General features: G+C 61.9%; 17 protein-coding genes and 1 pseudogene. 16 read left to right on the forward strand and 2 right to left on the reverse strand.

The genetic code is table 11. From position 1 onward, the window contains the following. Both Q0K06_RS09995 and Q0K06_RS10000 read right to left on the reverse strand, forming a co-directional pair. Positions 1-245: pseudogene (locus Q0K06_RS09995) on the reverse strand (NADP-specific glutamate dehydrogenase); the annotation flags it as partial. A gap of 270 nt (positions 246-515) precedes the next feature. Continuing rightward, complete coding sequence (locus tag Q0K06_RS10000; protein ID WP_294551819.1) at positions 516-1400, reverse strand: LysR family transcriptional regulator; 885 nt, start codon at positions 1398-1400, stop codon at positions 516-518. 474 nt (positions 1401-1874) lie between these two features. Here Q0K06_RS10000 and Q0K06_RS10005 point away from each other — a divergent pair, with 474 nt between their 5' ends. From Q0K06_RS10005 to Q0K06_RS10080, 16 genes are all read left to right on the forward strand, one after another. Beyond that, positions 1875-2984: a PTS sugar transporter subunit IIC gene (locus Q0K06_RS10005; protein WP_294551821.1), complete on the forward strand. Its 1110-nt coding sequence runs from the start codon at positions 1875-1877 to the stop codon at positions 2982-2984. A 212-nt stretch (positions 2985-3196) separates the two neighbouring features. Next, the gene (locus Q0K06_RS10010) at positions 3197-4384 is read left to right on the forward strand and encodes an amidohydrolase family protein (RefSeq protein WP_294551823.1); all 1188 of its coding nucleotides are present in this window, start codon (positions 3197-3199) and stop codon (positions 4382-4384) included. 81 nt (positions 4385-4465) lie between these two features. Next, positions 4466-5977 (forward strand): 4Fe-4S binding protein, encoded by a 1512-nt coding sequence (locus Q0K06_RS10015; protein WP_294551825.1) that lies wholly within the window; start codon positions 4466-4468, stop codon positions 5975-5977. Further along, a complete protein-coding gene (locus Q0K06_RS10020) occupies positions 5978-6862 on the forward strand; it encodes a hypothetical protein (protein ID WP_294551827.1) in 885 nt (294 codons plus the stop codon). It abuts the gene before it with no gap. Between the two features lie 25 nt (positions 6863-6887). Next, positions 6888-7505 carry an amino acid synthesis family protein gene (locus Q0K06_RS10025; protein ID WP_294551828.1) on the forward strand — a complete coding sequence of 206 codons (618 nt, stop codon included), beginning with the start codon at positions 6888-6890 and terminating at the stop codon, positions 7503-7505. A 248-nt stretch (positions 7506-7753) separates the two neighbouring features. After that, positions 7754-8680 carry an NAD(P)-dependent oxidoreductase gene (locus tag Q0K06_RS10030; protein ID WP_294551830.1) on the forward strand — a complete coding sequence of 309 codons (927 nt, stop codon included), beginning with the start codon at positions 7754-7756 and terminating at the stop codon, positions 8678-8680. A 5-nt stretch (positions 8681-8685) separates the two neighbouring features. Further along, entirely contained in the window at positions 8686-9555 is an 870-nt protein-coding gene (locus Q0K06_RS10035; protein ID WP_294551832.1) for a xanthine dehydrogenase family protein subunit M, read from the forward strand. Between the two features lie 18 nt (positions 9556-9573). Further along, a complete protein-coding gene (locus Q0K06_RS10040; RefSeq protein ID WP_294551856.1) occupies positions 9574-10059 on the forward strand; it encodes a (2Fe-2S)-binding protein in 486 nt (161 codons plus the stop codon). Next, a complete protein-coding gene (locus Q0K06_RS10045; protein WP_294551835.1) occupies positions 10056-12374 on the forward strand; it encodes a xanthine dehydrogenase family protein molybdopterin-binding subunit in 2319 nt (772 codons plus the stop codon). Before Q0K06_RS10040 ends, Q0K06_RS10045 begins: the two co-directional genes overlap by 4 nt. A 16-nt stretch (positions 12375-12390) precedes the next feature. Beyond that, positions 12391-13581 (forward strand): aconitase/3-isopropylmalate dehydratase large subunit family protein, encoded by a 1191-nt coding sequence (locus Q0K06_RS10050; RefSeq protein WP_294551837.1) that lies wholly within the window; start codon positions 12391-12393, stop codon positions 13579-13581. A gap of 1 nt (position 13582) precedes the next feature. Then, positions 13583-14077, forward strand: coding sequence for a 3-isopropylmalate dehydratase (locus tag Q0K06_RS10055; protein ID WP_294551839.1), 495 nt, complete (start codon positions 13583-13585; stop codon positions 14075-14077). 98 nt (positions 14078-14175) lie between these two features. After that, positions 14176-16035, forward strand: a complete 1860-nt coding sequence (locus Q0K06_RS10060; RefSeq protein ID WP_294551841.1) for a cobalamin-dependent protein — start codon at positions 14176-14178, stop codon at positions 16033-16035. An 82-nt stretch (positions 16036-16117) separates the two neighbouring features. After that, on the forward strand, positions 16118-17263 hold the full coding sequence (locus Q0K06_RS10065) for a PrpF domain-containing protein (RefSeq protein ID WP_294551844.1): 1146 nt from the start codon (positions 16118-16120) through the stop codon (positions 17261-17263). 59 nt (positions 17264-17322) lie between these two features. After that, positions 17323-18750 (forward strand): glutamate mutase L, encoded by a 1428-nt coding sequence (locus Q0K06_RS10070; RefSeq protein ID WP_294551847.1) that lies wholly within the window; start codon positions 17323-17325, stop codon positions 18748-18750. 30 nt (positions 18751-18780) lie between these two features. Beyond that, on the forward strand, positions 18781-19659 hold the full coding sequence (locus Q0K06_RS10075) for an isocitrate lyase/PEP mutase family protein (RefSeq protein WP_294551850.1): 879 nt from the start codon (positions 18781-18783) through the stop codon (positions 19657-19659). Positions 19660-19812: 153 nt separating this feature from the next. After that, a complete protein-coding gene (locus Q0K06_RS10080; RefSeq protein WP_294551853.1) occupies positions 19813-21222 on the forward strand; it encodes a serine dehydratase in 1410 nt (469 codons plus the stop codon). Positions 21223-21412: the final 190 nt, after the last annotated feature.

Consider the following 21412-nt stretch of genomic DNA (forward strand, 5'->3'; position numbering starts at 1 on the left):
TTGAACTGGACGCGGAAGCCCCGGTTAATCTGGTACTCGCCCTTGTCGTCGATCCAGGGCACACGGAAGGTGATGATCCGCTCGGGCTCAGTCAGCCGCTCCAGGAGCTTGGCCTTCTGGTACTCGGGGTGGCGCTCAACAATGGGGCGCAGGGAATTGAGCACCTCAGTGGCGGTTTGCAGAAACTCCGGCTCGTGGGGGTTCTTGGCCCGGACGTCCGACAGTACCTGACTCACATAATCCATGGTGTTTTACCTCCTGATCTGTCGCGCGGCCTCCCGCTGGGAGCCGCTGCTGAGATATATCTGCGGTTGCTCGGGGCGCCCTCCACCGGACAAAACTGCGCGGCGCGGCCCTGCGCAATACATTAGTACAAGTATACTGTCTTACCCCCGGTATTTGTCAATAGTTTTTGCAGGATTTTTAAAAAAACTTGCGTAAAAAACCGCTTCGTCCACAGGAATCCATCCGGGAGGGAATGGACAGGCAAGTCCTGTCCTTCTGAGCTGCACTTCTCAAAACAGGTTGACAAATGCGGTGATTTCGGGAAAAAGCTTTTTGCTTTGGCTCCAGATGAGACACGCACGGGGGCTGAAGTTCAAATCCTCCAGGTGGCGGATGACCAGTGTGGCGTCCGTATTGAGGATAGCGGAGGTATAGGGCGCAATGGCAATGCCGATGCCGGCCTGGGCCCAGCTCAGGGAGGACTGAATGCCGTCGTTCTCACATATAATGTGGGGCGTGAAGCCGTGCTTCCGGCAGGCGGTCACCAGCATCTCCCGGTAGCGCCGGTGAGTTACCAGCGGCTTACCCTGCAGATCCTCCAGCGGGACGGCGCTGCCATCGCTGTTGTCAAAGAAATAGGGTTTGGCCAGCGCCACGAAGTGGTCCGCCTCGCCGGGGGGGAGAACCGTATTGCGGATGGGCACCACGTGGAAGGAGGTTACATTGAAGGGCTCCCGCACAAAGCCGATGTCCACTTCATTTTCCCGCAGGGCGGCCAGCACGGATTCTGTGGGACCCTCCACGACCTGGAAGTTTACATAGGGATAGTCGCTGCAGAAGCGGGCGATCTTCTCCGGAAGGAGCTGGCTGTTGATGGAGCCGATGGTGGCGATGCGGATGAGCATATGCTTTTCCTGGGAAATGAGCTGAATGTCTCTGGAAGTCTCTTCTAACAGGGCGAGGATAGCCTGGGTGCGCTCCCGCAGGAGGATTCCGGCCGGCGTAATTTCCAGATGGCGCTTATCGCGGGTGAAAAGGGGGGAGCCAAGCTCCTCTTCCAGCAGCTTGAGCTGAAGGCTGACGGGCGGCTGTGATACATTGAGACTTTGAGCGGCCCGGGTTACGCTGCCCATTTTGGCGATTTCAAGGAAATATTCCAGCTGTTTTAGCGTCATTGCACAAATCAACTCCCGGATAATCTGCCTAACTGAACAAAAGATATATATAAAAAATATATAACATCGGCCTTTTAGAAGCATAAAAGTATTTGTCATGCCATAGGAAGAATGTTATAATATAAGCAATGAGATGGACGGGGGTTTCGTTCAAAATGCCCTGTTATCTCTGGTGTTCCTTTTTTTAAAAAAAGAAAATATCAAAGATATAGAATGAAAAAAAGGAATTTTGTCACATTATATTATATTATAAATATATAAAAAGTAAAAAGCAAGGCGTTCAGGTAAAAAAGCTGAAAAATTTCATACCGGCAGTGTACTTTGCTGCGAAACTCCCTTTTGGTTGCGAAACGTATTCCCCAAATGCGTTTTTCAATAACAGCCGGCGACAGGGGCGGATACGGTGCGCACCGTGCCGTCCCACCCCCCAGATCCCCCTATCCACTGAAACTGACATGAGAGGGAGGCAACACAATGATCGAGCAAAAAAACGAGCAAGAACTGACTGGCATCAAGAAGTATTTCAAAGAACAGAACATTGAGATTTCCTGGAACCGCATTGGCATTCAGGCTCTGGGCGGCATGGCTCACGGCTTGTTTGCCTCGCTCCTCATCGGCACGATCATCAACACCATCGGCACCTTTATCCCCGGCATAGTCGGCGAGTTCCTCATGAACATCTCCAGCCAGACCTCCGCCGTGCAGGGTGCGGCCATGGCTCTGGCCATCGGCTATTCCGTCAAGTGCGATCCCTACGTTCTCTATTCCCTGGCCACGGTTGGCTACGCCACCAATGTGTTGGGCGGCGCCGGTGGACCGCTTGCCGTCTACTTTGTGTCCCTGATTGCCATCTTCTTCGGTAAATTGGTCTCCAAGCGCACCCCTGTGGACCTGATTGTCACCCCGGCCGTCACCATCATCAGCGGCGTCCTGGTAGCACAGTTCCTGGCCCCGCCGATTGGTGCGTTCGCTTCCTGGCTGGGCACCATCATCATGTGGGCCACCGAGCAGCAGCCCTTCTTCATGGGCATTCTGGTGTCTGTGATTGTTGGTATCGTCCTGACTCTCCCCATCAGCTCCGCTGCTGTCTGCGCGGCGCTGAGCCTGACCGGTCTGGCCGGCGGCGCCGCTGTGGCTGGCTGCTGCGCTCAGATGGTGGGCTTTGCCGTGTGTACTTATCGTGAGAACAAGATGAACGGCCTGGTCTCCATCGGCCTGGGCACCTCCATGCTGCTGGTTCCCAACCTGATGAGCAAGCCGATTCTGTGGCTGCCGCCCACGCTGGCCGCCGCTGTGACCGGTCCTATCGCCACCTGCATCTTCAACCTGCAGATGAACGGCTCGCCCATCTCCTCCGGTATGGGCACCAGCGGTCTGGTGGGTCCCATCGGCGTTGTTACCGGCTGGTTCACTCCCTCTGAGGCGGCCCTGAATGCCGGCGCTTCCGCCATTGCCCCGGGTGCGATGGACTGGATTGGCCTGGTTCTGATCTGCTTCGTGCTTCCCGCTGCGCTGTCCCTGCTCTTCTCCGAGTTCATGCGTAAGCGGGGCTGGATCAAGGAAGGCGACTATAAGCTGGTCTGATTTCCCGGCGTCCCGGACGGCTACATATTACTAACCGCAGCCGGGGCGCCCAATAAAACGGGCGCCCTGGCTGATATATCAGGGCCCCCGCCCTGCTCTTTAGGCGATACCCGCTCCGGCAGGAGCGGTAGAGCAATACAATCCCCGGCATGTCATAAAAGAGGTAAAACGCCGATTCAGCACCGGCTAAAAGATGAAAGGAGTTTTTCGCAATGAGCATGACAGTCATTAAGAACATCGGCACCATCCTCAGCGGTGACATCAACAAGCCTGTTCTTGAGGGTGACACCATCCTGATCGCCGACGGCAAGATTAAGGCCATCGGCGGCGACGCTCTGGCTGCTATCTCCACTGCTGAGATCGCCGCTGAGGTGGAGAAGGGCACCGTCATCGACGCGGCCGGCGCCACCGTTGCTCCCGGCCTGTTTGATACCCATGTTCACACCAGCCTGGGCGACTATGCTCACCGCCAGTTCGCCAGCAACTTCATCGAAGGCGAGCTCCACGGCGGCGTGACCACCATCATCTCCGCCGGTGAGTGCCACACCCCCGGCCGTCCCAAGGACCCCGCCGGCACCAAGGCCCTGGCCATCCTGGCCCACAAGTCCTTTGACAACCTGAAGCCCGGCGGCGTGAAGGTCCACGGCGGCAGCGTCATCCTGGAGAAGGGCCTCACGGAGGCTGACTTCGCCGAGATGGCCAAGGAAGGCGTCTGGACCGTCGGCGAGATCGGCCTGGGCAGCGTGAAGCAGCCTGAGGACGCCGCTCCCATGGTCGAGTGGGCCCACAAGTACGGCATGAAGGTGCAGATGCACACCGGCGGCACCTCCATCCCCGGCTCCTCCACCGTCACTGCCGCCCAGGTTATGGCCACCAAGCCCGACGTCATCTCCCACATCAACGGCGGCCCCACCGCTATCCCCCTGCACGAGGTGGATAAGCTGATGGACGAGACCGACTTCGCCATGGAGATTGTCCAGTGCGGCAACCCCAAGGTCACTGACTACGTCGCCCGCCGCGCCAAGGAGAAGGGCCAGCTGGGCCGCATCATCTTCGGCAACGACGCCCCCTCCGGCACCGGCATCATCCCCCTGGGCATCCTGCGCAACATCTGCCAGGTGGCTTCCATCTCCGGCATTCCCGGCGAGATCGCCATCTGCATGGCCACCGGCAACTCCGCCCGGGTGTATGACAAGCTGAACACCGGCATGATCGAAGTGGGCCGCGAGGCTGACCTTATCTTCCTGGACGCTCCCATGGGCTCCGTGGCCAACACCGCCGTCGAGGCGTTCGAGTGCGGCGATATCCCCGGCCTGAGCATCATCATGGTGGACGGCGTGGTCAAAGCTGCCAAGAGCCGCAACACGCCTCCCTGCAAGCGTCCCGCCAAGGTCCTGTAAGCGGAAAAATGACACAAGCCTGCCGCCCCGCAGAGGGATATGGGGCGGCAGGCCTATGATACAGAGGAGGCTCAACATTACATGGTCATTGTGAACCTGGAAGCCTGCAAGGGCTGTATGATCTGCCAGAAGAACTGCCCTCTGGACGCGGTCCACGTGGTGGAGCGCAAGGCGGTCGTGGACGCCGACAAGTGCTGCGAGTGCGGCGTGTGCACCCGCGTGTGTAAATTCGGCGCCATCTCCAAGCCCGCTGAGATGAGCGAGAACTGCGCCGTCTGCTCCCACTGCTCCGTGCAGTGCCGCGTCCCCCTGGGCCATACCGGCGCCTGCAAGCGCTACACCAATGTGGGCGGCGAACTGGTGCGCAACCGCAAGCTGGAGATGACCCCCAACAGCAATGTGGTCTATCCCGACAAGCGCCTGGAAGGCCCCCTGACAACTGCCGTGGGCGCTGGAACCAATTACCCCTGCATCCGTCCCGCCCCCCACATTGTCTCCGGCGTTCGGGACGGCGTGGAAGTGGTGACCGTGGTAACCGAGGCTCCCCTGAGCTACTCCGCCGTTGTGGTGAAGATGGATACCAACACCTACATCGGCGAAGAGGGCGACCCCGTCTACCGTGACGGCAAGCTGGTGGGCATGGTCAACACCGAGGAGTACGGCTCCAAGATGATCGCCGTGGGCGGCGCCAACAAGCTGACCGGCCCCGACGGCTTTATTGTGGCCCGCACCATCACCGAGCTTGCCAACGGCGAGCAGGTGGAACTGTCTGTCAACAAGAAGATTAAGGTTGTCGTCCAGCTGGGCAAGCCCCCCATCATCAACGGCGTACAGGAGTCCAAGATGCGCATCGGCTGCGGCAGCGCGACCGTGGGCCTGTTTGCCAAGAAGATGAAGGAGGCTGTTGACGAGTGTATCGTCATTGACCACCATGTGGTGGGCCTGTTCACCGAGCACCTGGCCGGCGCAGATGTAGGTATGGAGTGGTCCGGCGTGGTCCCCAATGCCCGTAAGTCCTCCCGCGGCCGTTACTTCGGCGAGCACGGCACCGGCATCGGCGGAACCACCATCGAGACCCCCCGGGACGCCATCAAGAGCGTGGATATGACCCGCGCTCACGCCGGCATGCAGATCCTGGTGATCAACACCACCGGCGAAATCCGCGCCCTCTTTGAGGTCCAGGCCGACGGCGACGTGAAGGAAATCCCCATGACCGAGAAGGCCGCTGCTCTGGCAGACGACATTATGAACAACTGCGAGCAGTCCCTGACCAGCGTTATGTACACCGGCGGCACCGGCGGCAGCGCCCGCGGCGGCGTCTGCTCCAAGCCTCTGGCCATCACCAAGGCTGTCCATGAGGGCAAGGCCGTCCTCACCATCGGCGGCGCCCCCACCTACATCCTGCCCGGCGGCGGCATCGACTTTATCGTGGATGCCGGCAAGATGGTCAACCACGGCGTGACCTGGGTACCTACTCCCGCTACTGTGGCCCCTGTGGAGTACACCATGACCAAGGCCGACTATGAGGCCATCGGCGGCCACATGAACTGCATTAAGCCCATCGACGAACTCCGTAAGGAGATTGGCGAGTAAATGACGGCCATGGATATGGATGAGCAGATGAGAGAGCTGGGACCGGGCCGGGTCTTTTTTGACTACGGTCCCGTGTCCATGGTGGTCACCGCCGAGCGGGGCGGGGAGGGTGACACAGCGCTGTGCCGCTCCGCCTTCCCTGTAATCGACGGATGCCTGCGGGAGCTGAGACCGGTTCTGGAGATGCTGCGGCGCTATCCACCCCAGGTGGAGCTGGAGACGCTGGCAGGCACAGGACGGGTTATGGCCCAGGCGGTCCTGGCCACCGGCGATCCCTGGCTCACCCCCATGGCGGCCGTGGCCGGCTCTGTGGCTGACGCCGTGGCCGACTATCTGTGGGACCAGGGCGCAACCAAAGTGACGGCCAATAATGGCGGAGACGTGGCCATCCGGCTGGCTCCGGGACAGAGCCTGGGGCTTGGCATCCTGTTCGACCTGTCACGGCCGGGCGGGGTGGATCAGGCAGTCCGTATCCGCCCTGAGCACGGCGTAGGAGGTGTGGCCACCAGCGGACTGGGCGGCCGCAGCCTCACCACCGGCATCGCCAGCGGCGTCACAGTCTTTTCCAGCCGCTGCGCCACGGCTGATGCGCTGGCAACCCTGCTGGCTGACCGCTCCTATATCGACTCGCCCGCAGTCCAAACCTGCCTGGCGGCAGAGGTGGACCCGGACAGCGATATTGCAGACCTTCGGGTCGTGACGGGCGTGGGTCCGCTGACAGAGGAAGAGAAGCGTATGGCGCTGAGCCAGGTGGTGGCCGAAGCCAGAAAACAGTATGAGAAGGGCGGCCTGCTGGCCTGCGTGGCCACGGTGCAGGGAATGACCACCCTTTTCGACCCCCAGGGTATCCTGAAAGGGCCAAATATCATGAAAAATCCCGAATAATATTTATATTAAGGAGTGCATTGCCATGAAAGAGCCCAAAATCCGCAAGATCGTAACCAACCTGGAAGAGGTGTTCTATGAGGGCGGCGCTGATATGCCCATCGAGAACGGCGGCAAGAAGTCCATTAAGACCGTCTCCGTGGCTGCTGTTATCAAGAACCCCTATGCCGGCAAGTGGCAGGAGGATCTGAGCGAGCTGACCGAGTACGGTGAGTATCTGGGCGATCTGCTGGCCCGCAAGGGCGCCGAGCTGCTGGGCGCTGAGAACGTGGAGACCTACGGCAAGGGCTGCATCGTGGGCACTGACGGCGAGCTGGAGCATTCCTCTGCTATGCTGCACCCCAAGGCCGGCAAGCCCATCCGCGCGGCCATCGGCGGCGGCAAGTCCATCATCCCCTCCAACGAGAAGGTCGGCGGCGTCGGCGCTTCCCTGGACATCTCCCTGCACTATAAGGATGCCGCTTTCGTCCGCACCCACTACGGCTCCTTCGAGGTCCGCATCCCCGACGCTCCCAAGGCTGACGAGATCGTCATGGCCGTTGTCCTGGCCGACGGCGGACGTCCCCACGCCACTGTGAACGGCGTTGGCCGTATCGGCGGCCTGCAGAAGTCCGAGGCCAAGTGTGAGGATGGCCTGCACTAAGCCGCACAGCGCATCAGAAAAAACTTGAGTAAGGCCCCCGACCGACCCGATGGAGCTGGTCGGGGGCCTTTTCCAAGGTGAAATTCAAGACAGAATGACGGAATTGAATATGAGAGATAACATCGGTTCAGGCCGTTGAGAATGCCGGTTCCACCGGCAGAGTCCGGTTTTAGACTGTGGAGCCATCGTTCCCAACGGTCTGAGCATATGATTGAACGAAACAGAGGGAAACAAAAATCGAAATAGAAATGGAGTGCATGCAAATGAAGATTGGTTTCATCGGTCTGGGCGCAATGGGGCGTCCCATGGCGACCAACCTGCTGACGGCCGGCTATGAGGTCCACGCCTTTGACGTAGTGGAAGCCGCTGTGCAGGAAATGGTGAGCAAGGGCGCTGTCGGCCACACTTCCGCCGGGGAGATGGCCGGCTATGTGGATGTCATCATCTGCTCTCTGCCCAACGCCAAGATCGTGGAAGGCACCATGTGCGGTAAGAACGGTGTGTTTGAAAACTGCAAGGAGGGCACCATCATCATTGACATGAGCTCTGTGGCCCCCAACACCACCAAGGGTATGGCCAAAAAGGCCGCCGAGAAGGGCATCCACTACATCGACGCCCCCGTCAGCGGCGGCGTGTCCGGCGCTGCTGCCGGCACCCTGACCATCATGGTTGGCGCTGACGACGAGACCTTCAACAAGGTCAAGCCCATCTTCGACGTGCTGGGCAAGAACATCTACCACGTTGGCGAGGCCGGCGGCGGCGACGCCATCAAGATGGTCAACAACCTGCTGCTGGGCTGCAACATGGCCGCCCTGGCCGAGGCCCTGACCCTGGGCGTGAAGTGCGGCCTGTCCGTGGAGACCATGAAGGAGGTCATCTCCGTGTCCTCCGGACGCAGCTACGCCCTGGACGCCAAGCTGGAGAAGTTCATCATGGCCGGACAGTTCAACGGCGGTTTTGCGGTTGATCTGCAGTATAAGGACCTGGGCCTGGCCCTGGAGGCCTCCCGGGACGAGAAGGTCCCCCTGCCCATGACCGCCGCCGCCGTCCAGGTGTACGAGATGGCCCGGGCCAAGGGCCAGGGCCGGGAGGATATGTCCTCTGTGGTCAAGGTCTGGGAGGACCTGACCGGCGCCAAAATTCACGGTGAGGCCGATTCACAGAAAGGAGCCTGAGACCAATGAAGCCCTTTACTTATCACGCCCCTACCACAGTGGCTGAAGCTGTGGAAATGCTGGACAAATATCAGAACAGCTGCGCTGTGGTCGCCGGCGGCACTGACGTTGTCATCGAGCTTAACGAGCGCCGCAAGACCCCCGAGCACGTCATCAGCATCAGCAAGCTGGACGAGCTGCGCTATGTGAAGGAAGAGGACGGTATGGTGAAAATCGGAGCCCTCACCACCTTCACCGACCTGGAGAATAACCCCTATGTGAAGGAGAAGCTGCCCGCCCTGTATGAGACCGCCATCCATGTGGGCTCTCCCCAGATTCGGAATCTGGGCACCATCGGCGGCAACGTGGTCAACGCCTCGGTGGCCGGCGACTCCCCCACGACTCTGCTGACCTACGGCGCCTCCGTGGTGCTGCGCAGCGCCAAAGGCGACCGCATCATGACGCTGGAGGACTTTAACAAGGGCCCCGGTAACTGCGCTATCCGGCCTGATGAACTGATGATTGAGGCCCGCTTCCCCGCCCTCGGTCCCGATGAGGCGGTGGGCTACTTCAAGATTGGCAAGCGGAAATCCCTGGCCATCGTGGTGCTGGCTGTCTGCATCTATGTTAAGCGCACAGCCGACAACAAGGTAGAGGACTGCCGGGTTGTGCTGGGCGCAGTGAGCAAGCATCCCATGCGCTCCCCCGAGCTGGAGGCGCTGCTCAAGGGCAAGCAGCTGGAGGCGAGTGTGCTGTATGATACGCTGCCCGCCTTTACCGACGCCGTCCAGGCTGCCATTCCCACCCGTCCCTCGGTGGTCTACAAGCGCGAGGGCGTCCGGGGCGCAGCCCGCCGGTGCTATGACCAGATTCTCAGCCAGCTGGGCCTGGCCTGAGCAGGAGGTATCCGAATGATGGAACAGATTTGTATTCATTTTAACCTGAACGGCCAGGACGTCTCGGTCATGGCCGATCCCAATAAGCGCCTGGTGGACTTCCTGCGGGAGGACATGGGCATGACCAGCGTGAAGGAAGGCTGCGGCGAGGGAGAGTGCGGCGCCTGCACCGTCATCTACAACGGCAACGCCGTCACCTCCTGCCTGATGCTGGCCGGCCAGGTGGACGGCGGCAGCGTCGTCACCCTGGAGGGCGTGACCAAGGAGGACGGCAGCCTGGACGTGATTCAGCAGGCCTTTGTGGACGCCGGCGCCGTCCAGTGCGGCTACTGCACCCCTGGTATGGTCCTCTCCGCCAAGGCCCTGCTGGACAAGAACCCCCACGCCACCAAGGCTGAAATTCAGCGCGCCATGTCCGGCAACCTCTGCCGCTGCACTGGCTACACCAAGATTGTGAAGGCCGTGGAGATGGCCCGAGACGCGAAGGGAGGCACCGAGGCATGAAACCTGAGACCGCTGTAAAGGAGAAGAGCAACCTGATCGTCTCCGCCGCCAACAAGCATGAGTACTCCGTTCTGGGCAAGAGCGTCATCAAGAAAGACACCATGGAGAAGATCACGGGCAAGGCCAAGTTTGCCGCCGACATGGAGATGCCCAACATGCTCTATGGCGGTGTGTTCCGCAGCACTATCTGCCATGGCGTGGTAAAGAGCTTTGACGCGTCCGCCGCGCTGGCCATCCCCGGCGTGGTGACTGTGCGCACCTATAAGGACATTCCCGGCAAGAACCGTATCGGCATCATCCTGAAGGACGAGCCCGTGCTGGTGGACGACAAGATCCGCCGCTACGGCGACGCCATTGCCGTGGTGGCCGCCGAGACCCCCGAGCTGGTGCAGGAGGCCCTGGACGCCATCAAGGTGGAGTACGAGGAGTACAAGCCCGTTCTGAGCATTGAGGATGCCGCCGCGCCGGATGCCCCCATTGTCCACGGCACGGTCAACAACATTCACCAGAAGAAGCACCTGGAGCACGGCAATGTGGACGAGGCCTGGGACAAGTGCGACATCATCATCGAGAACGACTATGAGACCCCCATGCTCTCCCACATGTTCATCGAGCCGGACGCCGGCATCGCCACCTATGAAAACGGCATTGTTACCGTGTACAGCTCCACCCAGAACCCTCATTTTGACCGGGGCGAAATCGCCACCATGCTGGGCTTCCCCCAGAACAGGGTGGTAGCCGTCCAGGTTACCACCGGCGGCGGCTTCGGCGGCAAGCTGGACATCTCCGTCCAGTGCCACCTGGCCCTGCTGGCATACTACACCGGCCGCCCGGTGAAGATGGTCCGCAGCCGCCAGGAGTCCACCATGGTCTCCTCCAAGCGCCACCCCTTCAAGATGCACTACAAGACCGGCGCCACCAAGGACGGCAAGCTGGTAGCGGTGCAGGCGACGCTGCTCAGCGACAGCGGCGCCTACGCCTCCTACGGCCCCGCCGTTATCACCCGCGCCGTGGTGCACGCCGCCGGCCCCTACGAGGTGCCGAATGTCCGCATTGACGCCACCTTCTATTACACCAACAACCCCATGGCCGGCGCCTTCCGCGGCTTCGGCGTGCCCCAGGTGGCCGTGGCCCATGAGGGCCAGATGAACGCCCTGGCCAAGGCCCTGAACATGGACCCCATTGAGATCCGCAAGATCAACGCCCACCGGCCCGGCACCGTCACCCCCACCGGTCAGACCCTGGGAGAGGACGTGGGCTTCCTCCAGTGCCTGGAGGCCGTGCAGCAGAAGGCCAAGGAGGTTCTGCCGCCCTGCGTGCCCACCGCCCCCAACAAGCGCCGGGGCCGCGGCTACGGCTGCATGTACTACGGCATCGGCAACACCGGCCTGCCCAACCCCGCCGGCGCCTTCATCGAGGTCCTGCCCGACGCCAGCGTCAACCTGATGGTGGGCTGCGCCGATATCGGCCAGGGCTCCACCTCCGCCATGGCCCAGATTGCCGCCGAGGAGCTGGGCCTGGAGTACGAGGATATCCATGTTACCTTCGCCAACACTGAGGTTACCCCTGAGGGCGGCGCAACTTCCGCCAGCCGCCAGACCTTTATCTCCGGCTCCGCCACCATGCTGGCCGCCCGGATGGCCAAAAAGACCCTGGCCGAGGTGGCCTCCAAGTTCCTCAACGTCCCTGAGGAGAAGCTGATTTTCCGGCACCGCGCGATCTATTCTGCCGACGATGAGAGCGTAAAGATGTCCTATATGGAGCTCATGGGCGAGATGAAGCGCCTGGGCAAGCTGGCTCTGGGCTGCGGCTCCTATAACCCCAAGACCACCGGCCTGTCCGCCGACACCATGTTCGGCATCCCCTTCGAGGTATACTCCTATGCCGCCACCATTGTGGACCTGGAGGTAGACGTGGAGACCGGCCTGGTGGACGTGCTCAACGTCATTTCCGCCCACGACGTGGGCACCGCCGTCAACAAGCAGGCCGTTGAGGGCCAGATCGAGGGCGGCGTGGCCATGGGCATCGGCTTCGCCCTGCTGGAGAAGATTGAGACCAAGAACGGCAGAATTACCAACCCCGTGTTCTCCAAGTACCTGCTGGCCACCGCTATGGACGTGCCCGAGATCTACCCCATCGTGGTGGAGAGCGGCACCGGCGAGACCGGCCCCTTCGGCGCCAAGGGCGTGGGCGAGCCCGCCCTGATCCCCACCATTCCCGCCACTGCGGACGCTGTGGAGAACGCGCTGAATATCCGCTTCGGCAAGCTGCCCATCCAGCACCTGGACATCATGCGGGAGCTCTATAAGAAATAAGCACGGAGGTTTTTCCATGAACTGCATTGAAAAATACCTTGCCAGAGCTGCCGGAGTGGAAGAGGCCCACGCCGGGGACGACCTGTCCTGCCGGGTGAGCTACGTGGCGGCCCACGACGTGACCGCTCCCATTGCCATCAGGATGTTCCGGGAAATCGGGGTCAAAAAGGTCTTTGACCCCGATCGGGTGGTCCTGATTGTGGACCATATCTACCCCGCCGCCAGCGAGAAGGCCCGCAACAGCGTGTGGGCCATGGACGACTTTGCCAAGGAGTTTGGCGTCCATCTCTACCAGCGGGGCGAGGGCGTCATCCACCAGCTGATGTATGAGAAGCACCGGGCCAACCCCGGCGACCTTATCGCCATTGCGGACTCCCATACCGGCACCTGCGGCGGCTATGGCGTCCTGGGCGTGGGCGTGGGCTCCACCGAGCTTGCCGCCGCCATGGCCACCGGCAAGCTGGACCTGGAGGTCCCCCAGGTGGTCCAGATCCACCTGACCGGCAGGAAACCCGCCAACGTGTTCGGCAAGGACCTTATCCTGTACCTGGGCAGCGTATTTGGTACCGACTACTTGGTGGACAAGGCACTCCTCTTCACCGGCGAGGGCATTGAGGACTTCTCCGTTGCCGAGCGGATGACCGTGTGCAACATGGGCATTGAGATCGGCAGCATGATCACCCTCTTCGGCACCACCGCCCTGGAGCCGGACACCGCCGAGGTGCGGGAGGTGGACCTGAGCAGGCTGGAGCCCCAGATTGCCCGGCCCTTCTCGCCCGCCAATGTGGTCCCCGTCCGCGAGGTCGCCGGAACGCCCGTCACCCAGGTGGTTGTGGGCTCCTGCACCAACGGCCGCATCAACGATATGGAGCAGGTGGCCAAGGCCTTTGCGGGCAGGAAGGTCCACCCCGACGTGAACACCCTTATCGTCCCCGCCTCCAAGGACGTGCTGGACGAGATGGAAAAGCGGGGCTGGTGCAAGATTATCCGGGACGCCGGCGCCACGGTGCTCAACCCCGGCTGCGGCCCCTGCTTCGGCGCCCACGAGGGCCTGACCAGCGAGCGGGACGTGGTGGTCTCCACCACCAACCGCAACTTCCCCGGCCGCATGGGCAGCATGAAGGCCAACATCTACCTGGCCTCTCCCGCCACCGCTGCGGCCACTGCCCTGGCGGGCAAAATCACCGTTCCGGAGGTGGAGGACTGACATGAATACCATTAAGGGCAGAGTCATCGTCCTGGGCGACGATGTGGACACCGATCAGATTCTCCCCGGATACGCTATGGCTGAGCCCATGGATCAGCTGGGCAAGTTCGCCATGGCCGGCCTGGCCGGCCTGGACTTTAAGTCTGTATTTCAGCCTGGGGACATTATCGTGGCCGGACGCAACTTCGGCTGCGGCTCCTCCCGCGAGCAGGCCCCCATCGCCCTCAAGCAGGTGGGCGTGGCCCTGGTCATCGCCAAGGGCTTTGCCCGCATCTTCCGGCGCAACGCCATCAACATCGGCATGCCTGTGTGGGTGGCCGATGTGGCGGACGGCCTGAAGACCGGCGACGTCATCGAGGCCGATCTGGAGAAGGGCACCGTCACCGTCAATGGTGAGGTCAAGCAGTTCAGCCCCCTGTCCGAGAACGTGCGCAGGACCCTGGAGTACGGCGGCCTGATCCCCCGTGTCCGGGCCGAGCTGGGAATCGAGGGCTAATATCAAACCCAACCGGCCCTGCCCGCAGGTGGGGCGGGGCCGGCGCCATAGAGTGCAGAGTAAGAGAATCGAAAATCGGGAAACAAGGTGATATTGTAATGAAAGACCCGCAGGAGAGAACAAAAAAGATTATCAAGGAAGATATCGAGACCATCCGCGCCTACGCCGACTGCTTCGGCGTTGAGATGCCCGACCTGGACGAGAACGGCGAAGTGGTGGGCCTGCCGGCCCCCTACCCCCGGGAGGTGGCCGGCGTTGTCCGCAGCGGCTACCGCATCTATGAGCTGGGCCAGAAGGCGCTGGAGACCGGCGTGCCCTGCCTGAACCCCATTCTGGGCCGCAACACCGCTGAGGAGACCTGGAAAGAGTCCTGCGAGATGTACAAGTACGCCGAGATGTACGACGACACCGTCTTCCACTTCGTTCACTCCGAGGCCACCCGCCACATCGATCCCCTGAAGGGCCGGGAGCTCATCGAGCAATCCCGGGGCAAGGGCGGCATCACCCCCAAGGGCGAGCGCGAGTTCATCCAGATGGGCGGCGGCGCCAAGCACCCCGTGCGTATCAACGCCACCGGCGATACCGCTCACATCAACATCCTCAACGCCCTGATCGCCGGCTTTGACGGCACGGATATCGGCCCTGTCATCCACGTCCACTTCGGCGGCCGCGGCATTCACGACTTCCGCACCAAGGTGGTCAACGGCTATAAAGCCATCCAGATCTGCGGCGAGAACAAGATCTTTGCCCAGCTGGACACCCACAAGCATATCAACAACATCGGCGGCACCGACGGCATGGCCATCGCCATGTGCCTGCTGGCCGAGGGCCTGGCAGTCCACGGCGGTCTGCCCTGGGAGCTCAGCGGCATTCAGATGAACGTGGGCGGCAACAATCTGTACCGTGACCTGGCCATCATGCGGGCCTTCCGCCACAATATGCTCTCCAAGAGCCTTATCGTAGTTCCTGAGACCTTCCAGAACCCGCCGGGCAACCTGGTGGCCGAGCAGGCCCACTTTGCCCGCATGGCCATCTCCGCCAAGCTGGGCGGCGCCAACTTCTACCGCCCCAAGGCTGCCGAGAGCGTGGGCATCCCCACCGGCGAGTCCATGGGCCAGGCCATCTGGGCCAGCGAGGACGTGTTCCGCCGCACCTACAACCCGGGCATTGAGTCCCCCAAGATTGACGAGTACGAGAACATGATGATGGATGAGGCCTTCGCCGTGCTGGAGGCAGTGCTCCACCTGCCCAGCCGCAGCCTGAAGCCCGGCTGCCTGACCGAGGATTTCTGGCGCCAATGGACCGACGAGGAGCTCATCGACCTCATCGTGGACGGCGGCAAGAGCGGCAAGATGGACACACCCCGCGCCGGCGGCTGGGACCTGAAGCGTTTTGTCAAGACCAACCGCGACCCCGACGGCATCACCCGCTATGTGGAGGGTTACACCCCCCTGGGCGTTGACCCCACCCGCTGCCCCATCACCAAGGAGCATGTCACCGTCCACGTTGACAAGCCCCCCACGCGCAAGGAGAAGATCGTCCTGGCTACCGTGGGAGCCGACGCCCACGTCAACGGTATCAACACCATCCGGGAGACCTTCCAGGACGCCGGCTTTGAGGTTATCTACCTGCGGGGCATGAACCTGCCCGAGACGGTGGCTGAGGTGGCCGCCGAGGTCAAGGCCGACGCCGTAGGCGTGAGCAACCTGCTGGGCCTGGGCGTCACCCTGTTCCCCCGCGTGAGCGCCCGCCTGAAGGAACTGGGCATCCGGGACAAGGTGGTTGTGTGGGCCGGCGGCCGTATCGCCGAGAAGGAAGAGGAGCACAAGTACTACGAGGACAAGATTGCCAAGGAAGGCGTGGGCTTCATGGGCGTGGACGCCTTCTTCGGCCCCGACTCCACTCCTGAGCAGTGCCTTGAGACGATCACCAGGCTCATCGAAGAAAAGCAGAAGTAAGCCTTCCGCTTCCCCCGGCGGGCGGGTTTCCGCCGGGGGAGCGGCAGTGCAGTGAAAAAGCCTTATTAGGAGGTAATCATCCATGGATCAGTTCAGAATCCCTTGCGTGATTATGCGCGCCGGCACCAGCAAGGGCATTTTCCTGAAGGAGAACGACCTGCCCGCGCCCGGCCCAGAGCGTGACAAGCTCATCCTCGGCATCTTCGGCTCTCCTGACAAGCGGCAGATCGACGGCCTGGCCGGCGCAGACCCCCTGACCAGCAAGCTGGCCATTATCGGGCCCGGCTCTGTGCCCGGCGCCGATGTGGACTACACCTTTGCCCAGGTGTCCATCACCGACGCCAAGGTGGACTGGAACGGCAACTGCGGCAACATCTCCTCCGGCGTGGCTCCCTTCGCCATCGACGAGTCCATCGTCCGCTGCCATGAGGGCCTCAACGAGGTCACCATCTGGCAGACCAACACCCAGAAGCTGATGAAGTCCTACGTCATGGTGGAGCACGGCAAGGCAAAGGTCACCGGCGACGCGGAGATTGCCGGCGTGCCCGGCACCGCCGCCCCCATTCAGATGGACATGTCCGGCACTGCCGGCGCCGCCACCGGCAAACTGCTGCCCACCGGCAACGTGGTGGATATCATTGAGACCAGCCGCGGCCCCATCGAGGCCTCTATCGTGGACTGCGCCAACCCCGTAATCTTTGTCCGGGCTGAGAGCGTGGGCATGAAGGGCACGGAGGATCAGCAGGAGATCGACGGCAATGAAGAGCTGCTGAAGTACCTGGAGGAGATCCGCGGCATCGCCTGCGTCAAGTGCGGCATGGCCAAGGACCTGGAGGACGCCACCAAGAACTCCCCCGCCTTCCCCATGGTGGCCTTTATCACCGAGGCCCAGGATTACTACTATCCTCCCGAGGACAAGACCATCAAGAAGGAAGATGTGGATCTGGTCTCCCGCCTGATGTTCATGCAGGTGCTGCATAAGACCTATGCCGGCACCGCCACCGTCTGCACCGGCGTGGCCGCCAAGATCAAGGGCACCCTGGTCAACCAGGTCCTGCACAACGACAATCCCCCTGAGCTGGTCCGCATCGGCCATCCTGCCGGCGTGATTCCCTGCTACTCCGAGGTGGATGCGAACAATAACGTCAAGAAGGCAGCCATCGTCCGCACTGCCCGCCGTCTGATGGAGGGCTATGCCCTGCTGGAAAAGGCCAAGTATCAGGATTGATTCTCCCGCTCCCGCCCGGCGCTGTGGCCGCAGGGTGGGGAGTGAAAAGGATGCAGAATATGCTTGCAAATATTATTGTATTTGATGTAGGCAGCACCTACACCAAGGCCTGCGCCTTCCGGCTGGACCGCGGGAAGTTCACCTTCCTGGGCCGGGGACAGTCGCCTACCACCCTTCACAATATTATGGAAGGCTCGGGCAAGGCCGAGGCGGCCATCAAGGCCCAGGGGGTGGAGTTTGACCCGCTGTGCAAGCGGTACAGCTCCTGCTCCGCCGCCGGCGGGCTGCGGATGGTGGCGCTGGGCTACATGCCCCGGGTCACCGCCAAGGCAGCCAAGGAGGTGGCTATGACCGCCGGCGCCCGGGTGATGCAGGTGGTCTCTTCCGAGGAGCCTCTGGATTACCGGAAGGAAGTCCTCATGGAGATTAACCCCGACATTATCCTCCTCTCCGGCGGCACCGACGGCGGCGATGAGAGCTGCGCCATGGAGAACGCAGAGATGATCTGCTCCCTCCACAGCAAAGCCACCGTCATTGTGGCGTGCAACAAATACGCCCAGATGCCCGTGGCAGAGATGTTCGACCGCAACGGAATCCGGTATGTCCGGGTGCCCAACATCATGCCCACCATCCACGACCTCAATGTGAAGCCGGCCCGCGAGGCCATTCACGAGGAGTTTATCAAGCAGATTACCCGGGCAAAGGGCCTGCTGGAGTTCCGGGACAGCCTGGCCGACACCACCGTGGTACCCACGCCGGGCGCGGTGCTGCTGGCCAGCGAGCTGCTGGCCCGGGGCACCTACGACCAGGACGGCATCGGCTCCCTGATCCTCATCGACCTGGGCGGCGCCACCACGGATATCCACTCCGCCCTCCCCGAGCTGGAGAAGCTGGCCATTGAGGAGCGGGGCCTGGTTATCAACAACGAAAAGCAGTTTTCCTACCGCACTGTGGAGGGCAACCTGGGGCTGCGGGTCAGCGCCACGGGCATCCCGGAGGCGGTAGGGCCCAACGCCATCATCCGGGCCATGGACCTGGACTGCGGCGCCACCCCCGACGAAGTGCTGGCCTTTGCCGCCAAGCTGGAGGCCCACCCCGAGTACATCCCCCAGGGCGAAAAGGAGCAGTCCATGGAGCGCGCCATGGCTACCTGCGCCATCTCCACCGCTCTGCGCCGGCACGCCGGCCACTACGCTGAGGCGGCTGACCCGGTCATGGGCATCATGGCAGGCGCCGCCATGGGCCGGGATCTGCGGAACGTGGAGAAGGTGCTCTGTGTGGGCGGTATCTTCGTCCATTCGGACAAAGAGAAAGCCGTGAAACTGGTGGAGCGCTGCTTTGAAAACCCGGGCATCTCCCTGCTGCCCCTCAATCCCCCCAAGATTATTCTGGACCGGAGCTACCTGCTCTACGCCATGGGCGTGCTGGGCAAGCACTACCCCGACGCCGCCCTGAGCTTCCTCAAGGAATATGTCAAACAGGCTTAAAGCCAATCTTTAGATTTGGAGTGAATCAACATGAACGGAGCTACTAAAATCCGCGAGCTGTTTGCCGCAAAGAAGACCATCGTCGCCCCCGGCGCCCACGACATGCTGACCGGCAAGATCATCGGCAAGCTGGGCTTTGACGCCGTGTACATGACCGGCTACGGCCAGTCCGCCAGCCACCTGGGCAAGCCCGACGTGGGCCTGATGACCATGAGCGAGATGGTCATGCGGGCCGGCAACATGGTGGAGGCCGCCGGTGTGCCCGTCATCGCCGACGCCGACACCGGCTTCGGCAATGCAGTCAACGTGATGCGTACTGTCCGCGAGTATGAGAAGGCCGGCGTGGCCGTCATCCAGCTGGAGGACCAGGTTATGCCCAAAAAGTGCGGCCATATGGTGGGCCGTGAGGTCATCTCCAAGGAGGAGATGGTGGGCAAGATCAAGGCCGCCGTGGACACCCGTCAGGGCGACATGATGATCATGGCCCGTACCGACGCCCGCACCGTCTTTGGCATTGAGGAGGCTCTGGAGCGCGCTCATGCCTATAAGGAGGCTGGCGCCGACATCCTGTTCGTGGAGTCCCCCGAGTCCGAGGAGGAGATGCGCCGCATCAACAGTGAGCTGCCCGGCGTGCTCACCCTGGCCAACATGGTGGAGGGCGGCCGCACCCCCATGTTCACCAACGCCAAGCTGTCTGAGTTTGGCTATAACCTGATCATCTATCCCACCGCCTCCGTCTATGTCACCACCAAGGCCATGGTGGACCTGTGGGAGGGCATGCGCCGGGACGACACCACCGCCACCCTCATGGACACCATGATCCCCTTCGCTCAGTTCAACGAGATCGTGGGCCTGCCCGAGATCCGCGCCATCGAGGCCAACTACGCCACCGGCCGCGTTGTGAAATAATCTAACCGGCAACCTGAAGCAGTCCCCCTGAGTATGCGGCGGTTCCGGTGCGTCCGGCGGAGCGTTTTCCCGGCCCGGCGCGCCGGACCGCCGCATCTTTTTATATTCCAAAAAAGCAACGGCCCTGCGGGGAGATAAAAGGAGATTACGCCTATGTCTGATATTAGAGCTGCCATTCAGGAAAAAATGCCCCTGACCGTCAGCGAGATGATTGCCGTCGCCAAGGAGTACGACGCCCGCGTGGTGGACGTGGTCCTGCTGGAGACCGAGCTGCGCACCGGACTGAGCCGGGAGGAGATTCTCACCGGGATTATGAACGAGTACGCCCACAACCTGAAGGCTGTGGAGATCGGCGTGAAGGACGGCGAGAGCATCCTGCTGGGCACCGTGGCCTCTCAGCTGGCCGCCCAGCCCGGCCCCAAGTGCTTTGAGGACTCCTTCCTGGACGACGCCCTGCTCTACACCCTGGGCGCCCAGGTGGGCAACCACTGCATCGGCCTGCGTCCCTGCGCCGGTACCGGCGACTCCTGCCCCTACTCCGGCTTTATCAAGACCATGATGGTCCACGGCTACGACGAAAAGACCGTTGCCGAAATCGCCGCTCTCATTTTGAAGATCGGCAGCATGTTCCGCGTGGGTAAGGTCACCACCGGCTGCAACATGGAGGGCTTCGGCGCTGGCTCCGCCTGCATCGCCGCCGCCACCGTGGCTCTGGGCGGCGGCACCCCCGAGCAGATGGAGAAGGCCATGGTTCTGGCCCTGTCTCCCACCATCGCCGTGCCCTGCACTCCCCGCGTACTGGTGCCCGCCCTGTGCACCACCCACGTGGGCGGCGCTATTCTGATGGGTATGTATGCCGGCCGGCTGTGCATGAAGGTGGATATGACCGTCAACGTGCCCTTCGATGTGATGCTGGCCATGGCCGCCGAGGTCCATGTGGAGTCCGGCCACTACATTGTTCCTACCGTGGTGGAGTACATGGAGCCCTTCTTCAAGCGCAAGCCTGCTGTGGAGGCCCTGGTCCGCCAGGAGGTCAAGGACGCCGAGGCCAAGAAGATGGCCGAGACCATGGATAAGGCTGCCAAGAAGGCCAAGGCCCTGGCCACCGGCGCCGCCGATATTCTCCATACCCTGGGCGACGCCGTGGTGGGCGGCAGCAGCCAGGCTGTGGGCAGCCCCACCAACGCCGCCCGCATCTGCCACGAGCTGGCCAAGGGCAAGATCAAGAAGGTCCGGGTGGAGCTCTACCCCGAGCTGTTCGCACGCCGCTCCATCAACATCCCCGGCGTGCTGATGGGCGCGGTGTACGGGGCATCCACCGCCGACTATCAGATGTATAACAAGGCCGTCCAGATGACCCGGGATGACGGCATTGAGGTGGAGATCGTGGAGGGGACCGAGCAGTCCATTCAGCGCATCACCATCACCACCGATGAGATGACCTGCATGGTGGATACCCTGAACCGTGGCGGCGGGCGTCTGGTCCTGCGGGACGCCAGCCCCTCCCTGGCTGAGGCTGAGGCCGCGGCCAAGCGGCTGGGCATCGTGCTGGTTCAGCCCTGAAATACGGCGGCTATCCCCGCGGGGGAGGGGACATTCCACTCTTCTGTGGGATATCCGTACTGCGCCCCGGGGCGCGGTACATCATCTGAGAAAGTGAAATGAGGGAACTATTTTGGCAAAGATTGTACGGAAGGAAGAGCTGAATCCCAGCGTCACGCTGCTGGAAGTGGATGCGCCGAAGATTGCCCGG

Origin of the sequence: uncultured Pseudoflavonifractor sp. (assembly GCF_944387805.1) — a bacterium.
GTDB lineage: Bacteria > Bacillota > Clostridia > Oscillospirales > Oscillospiraceae > Pseudoflavonifractor.

Bases quoted from the DNA above. Each gene is read 5' to 3' on its own strand.
- Q0K06_RS10075 (WP_294551850.1), top strand. From the start codon at position 18,781: ATGAACGGAGCTACTAAAATCCGCGAGCTGTTTGCCGCAAAGAAGACC.
- Q0K06_RS10025 (WP_294551828.1), top strand. From the start codon at position 6,888: ATGAAAGAGCCCAAAATCCGCAAGATCGTAACCAACCTGGAAGAGGTG.
- Q0K06_RS10055 (WP_294551839.1), top strand. From the start codon at position 13,583: ATGAATACCATTAAGGGCAGAGTCATCGTCCTGGGCGACGATGTGGAC.
- Q0K06_RS10060 (WP_294551841.1), top strand. From the start codon at position 14,176: ATGAAAGACCCGCAGGAGAGAACAAAAAAGATTATCAAGGAAGATATC.
- Q0K06_RS10065 (WP_294551844.1), top strand. From the start codon at position 16,118: ATGGATCAGTTCAGAATCCCTTGCGTGATTATGCGCGCCGGCACCAGC.
- Q0K06_RS10010 (WP_294551823.1), top strand. From the start codon at position 3,197: ATGAGCATGACAGTCATTAAGAACATCGGCACCATCCTCAGCGGTGAC.
- Q0K06_RS10015 (WP_294551825.1), top strand. From the start codon at position 4,466: ATGGTCATTGTGAACCTGGAAGCCTGCAAGGGCTGTATGATCTGCCAG.
- Q0K06_RS10050 (WP_294551837.1), top strand. From the start codon at position 12,391: ATGAACTGCATTGAAAAATACCTTGCCAGAGCTGCCGGAGTGGAAGAG.
- Q0K06_RS10020 (WP_294551827.1), top strand. From the start codon at position 5,978: ATGACGGCCATGGATATGGATGAGCAGATGAGAGAGCTGGGACCGGGC.
- Q0K06_RS10035 (WP_294551832.1), top strand. From the start codon at position 8,686: ATGAAGCCCTTTACTTATCACGCCCCTACCACAGTGGCTGAAGCTGTG.
- Q0K06_RS10070 (WP_294551847.1), top strand. From the start codon at position 17,323: ATGCTTGCAAATATTATTGTATTTGATGTAGGCAGCACCTACACCAAG.
- Q0K06_RS10000 (WP_294551819.1), bottom strand. From the start codon at position 1,400: ATGACGCTAAAACAGCTGGAATATTTCCTTGAAATCGCCAAAATGGGC.
- Q0K06_RS10005 (WP_294551821.1), top strand. From the start codon at position 1,875: ATGATCGAGCAAAAAAACGAGCAAGAACTGACTGGCATCAAGAAGTAT.
- Q0K06_RS10045 (WP_294551835.1), top strand. From the start codon at position 10,056: ATGAAACCTGAGACCGCTGTAAAGGAGAAGAGCAACCTGATCGTCTCC.
- Q0K06_RS10040 (WP_294551856.1), top strand. From the start codon at position 9,574: ATGGAACAGATTTGTATTCATTTTAACCTGAACGGCCAGGACGTCTCG.
- Q0K06_RS10080 (WP_294551853.1), top strand. From the start codon at position 19,813: ATGTCTGATATTAGAGCTGCCATTCAGGAAAAAATGCCCCTGACCGTC.
- Q0K06_RS10030 (WP_294551830.1), top strand. From the start codon at position 7,754: ATGGAGTGCATGCAAATGAAGATTGGTTTCATCGGTCTGGGCGCAATG.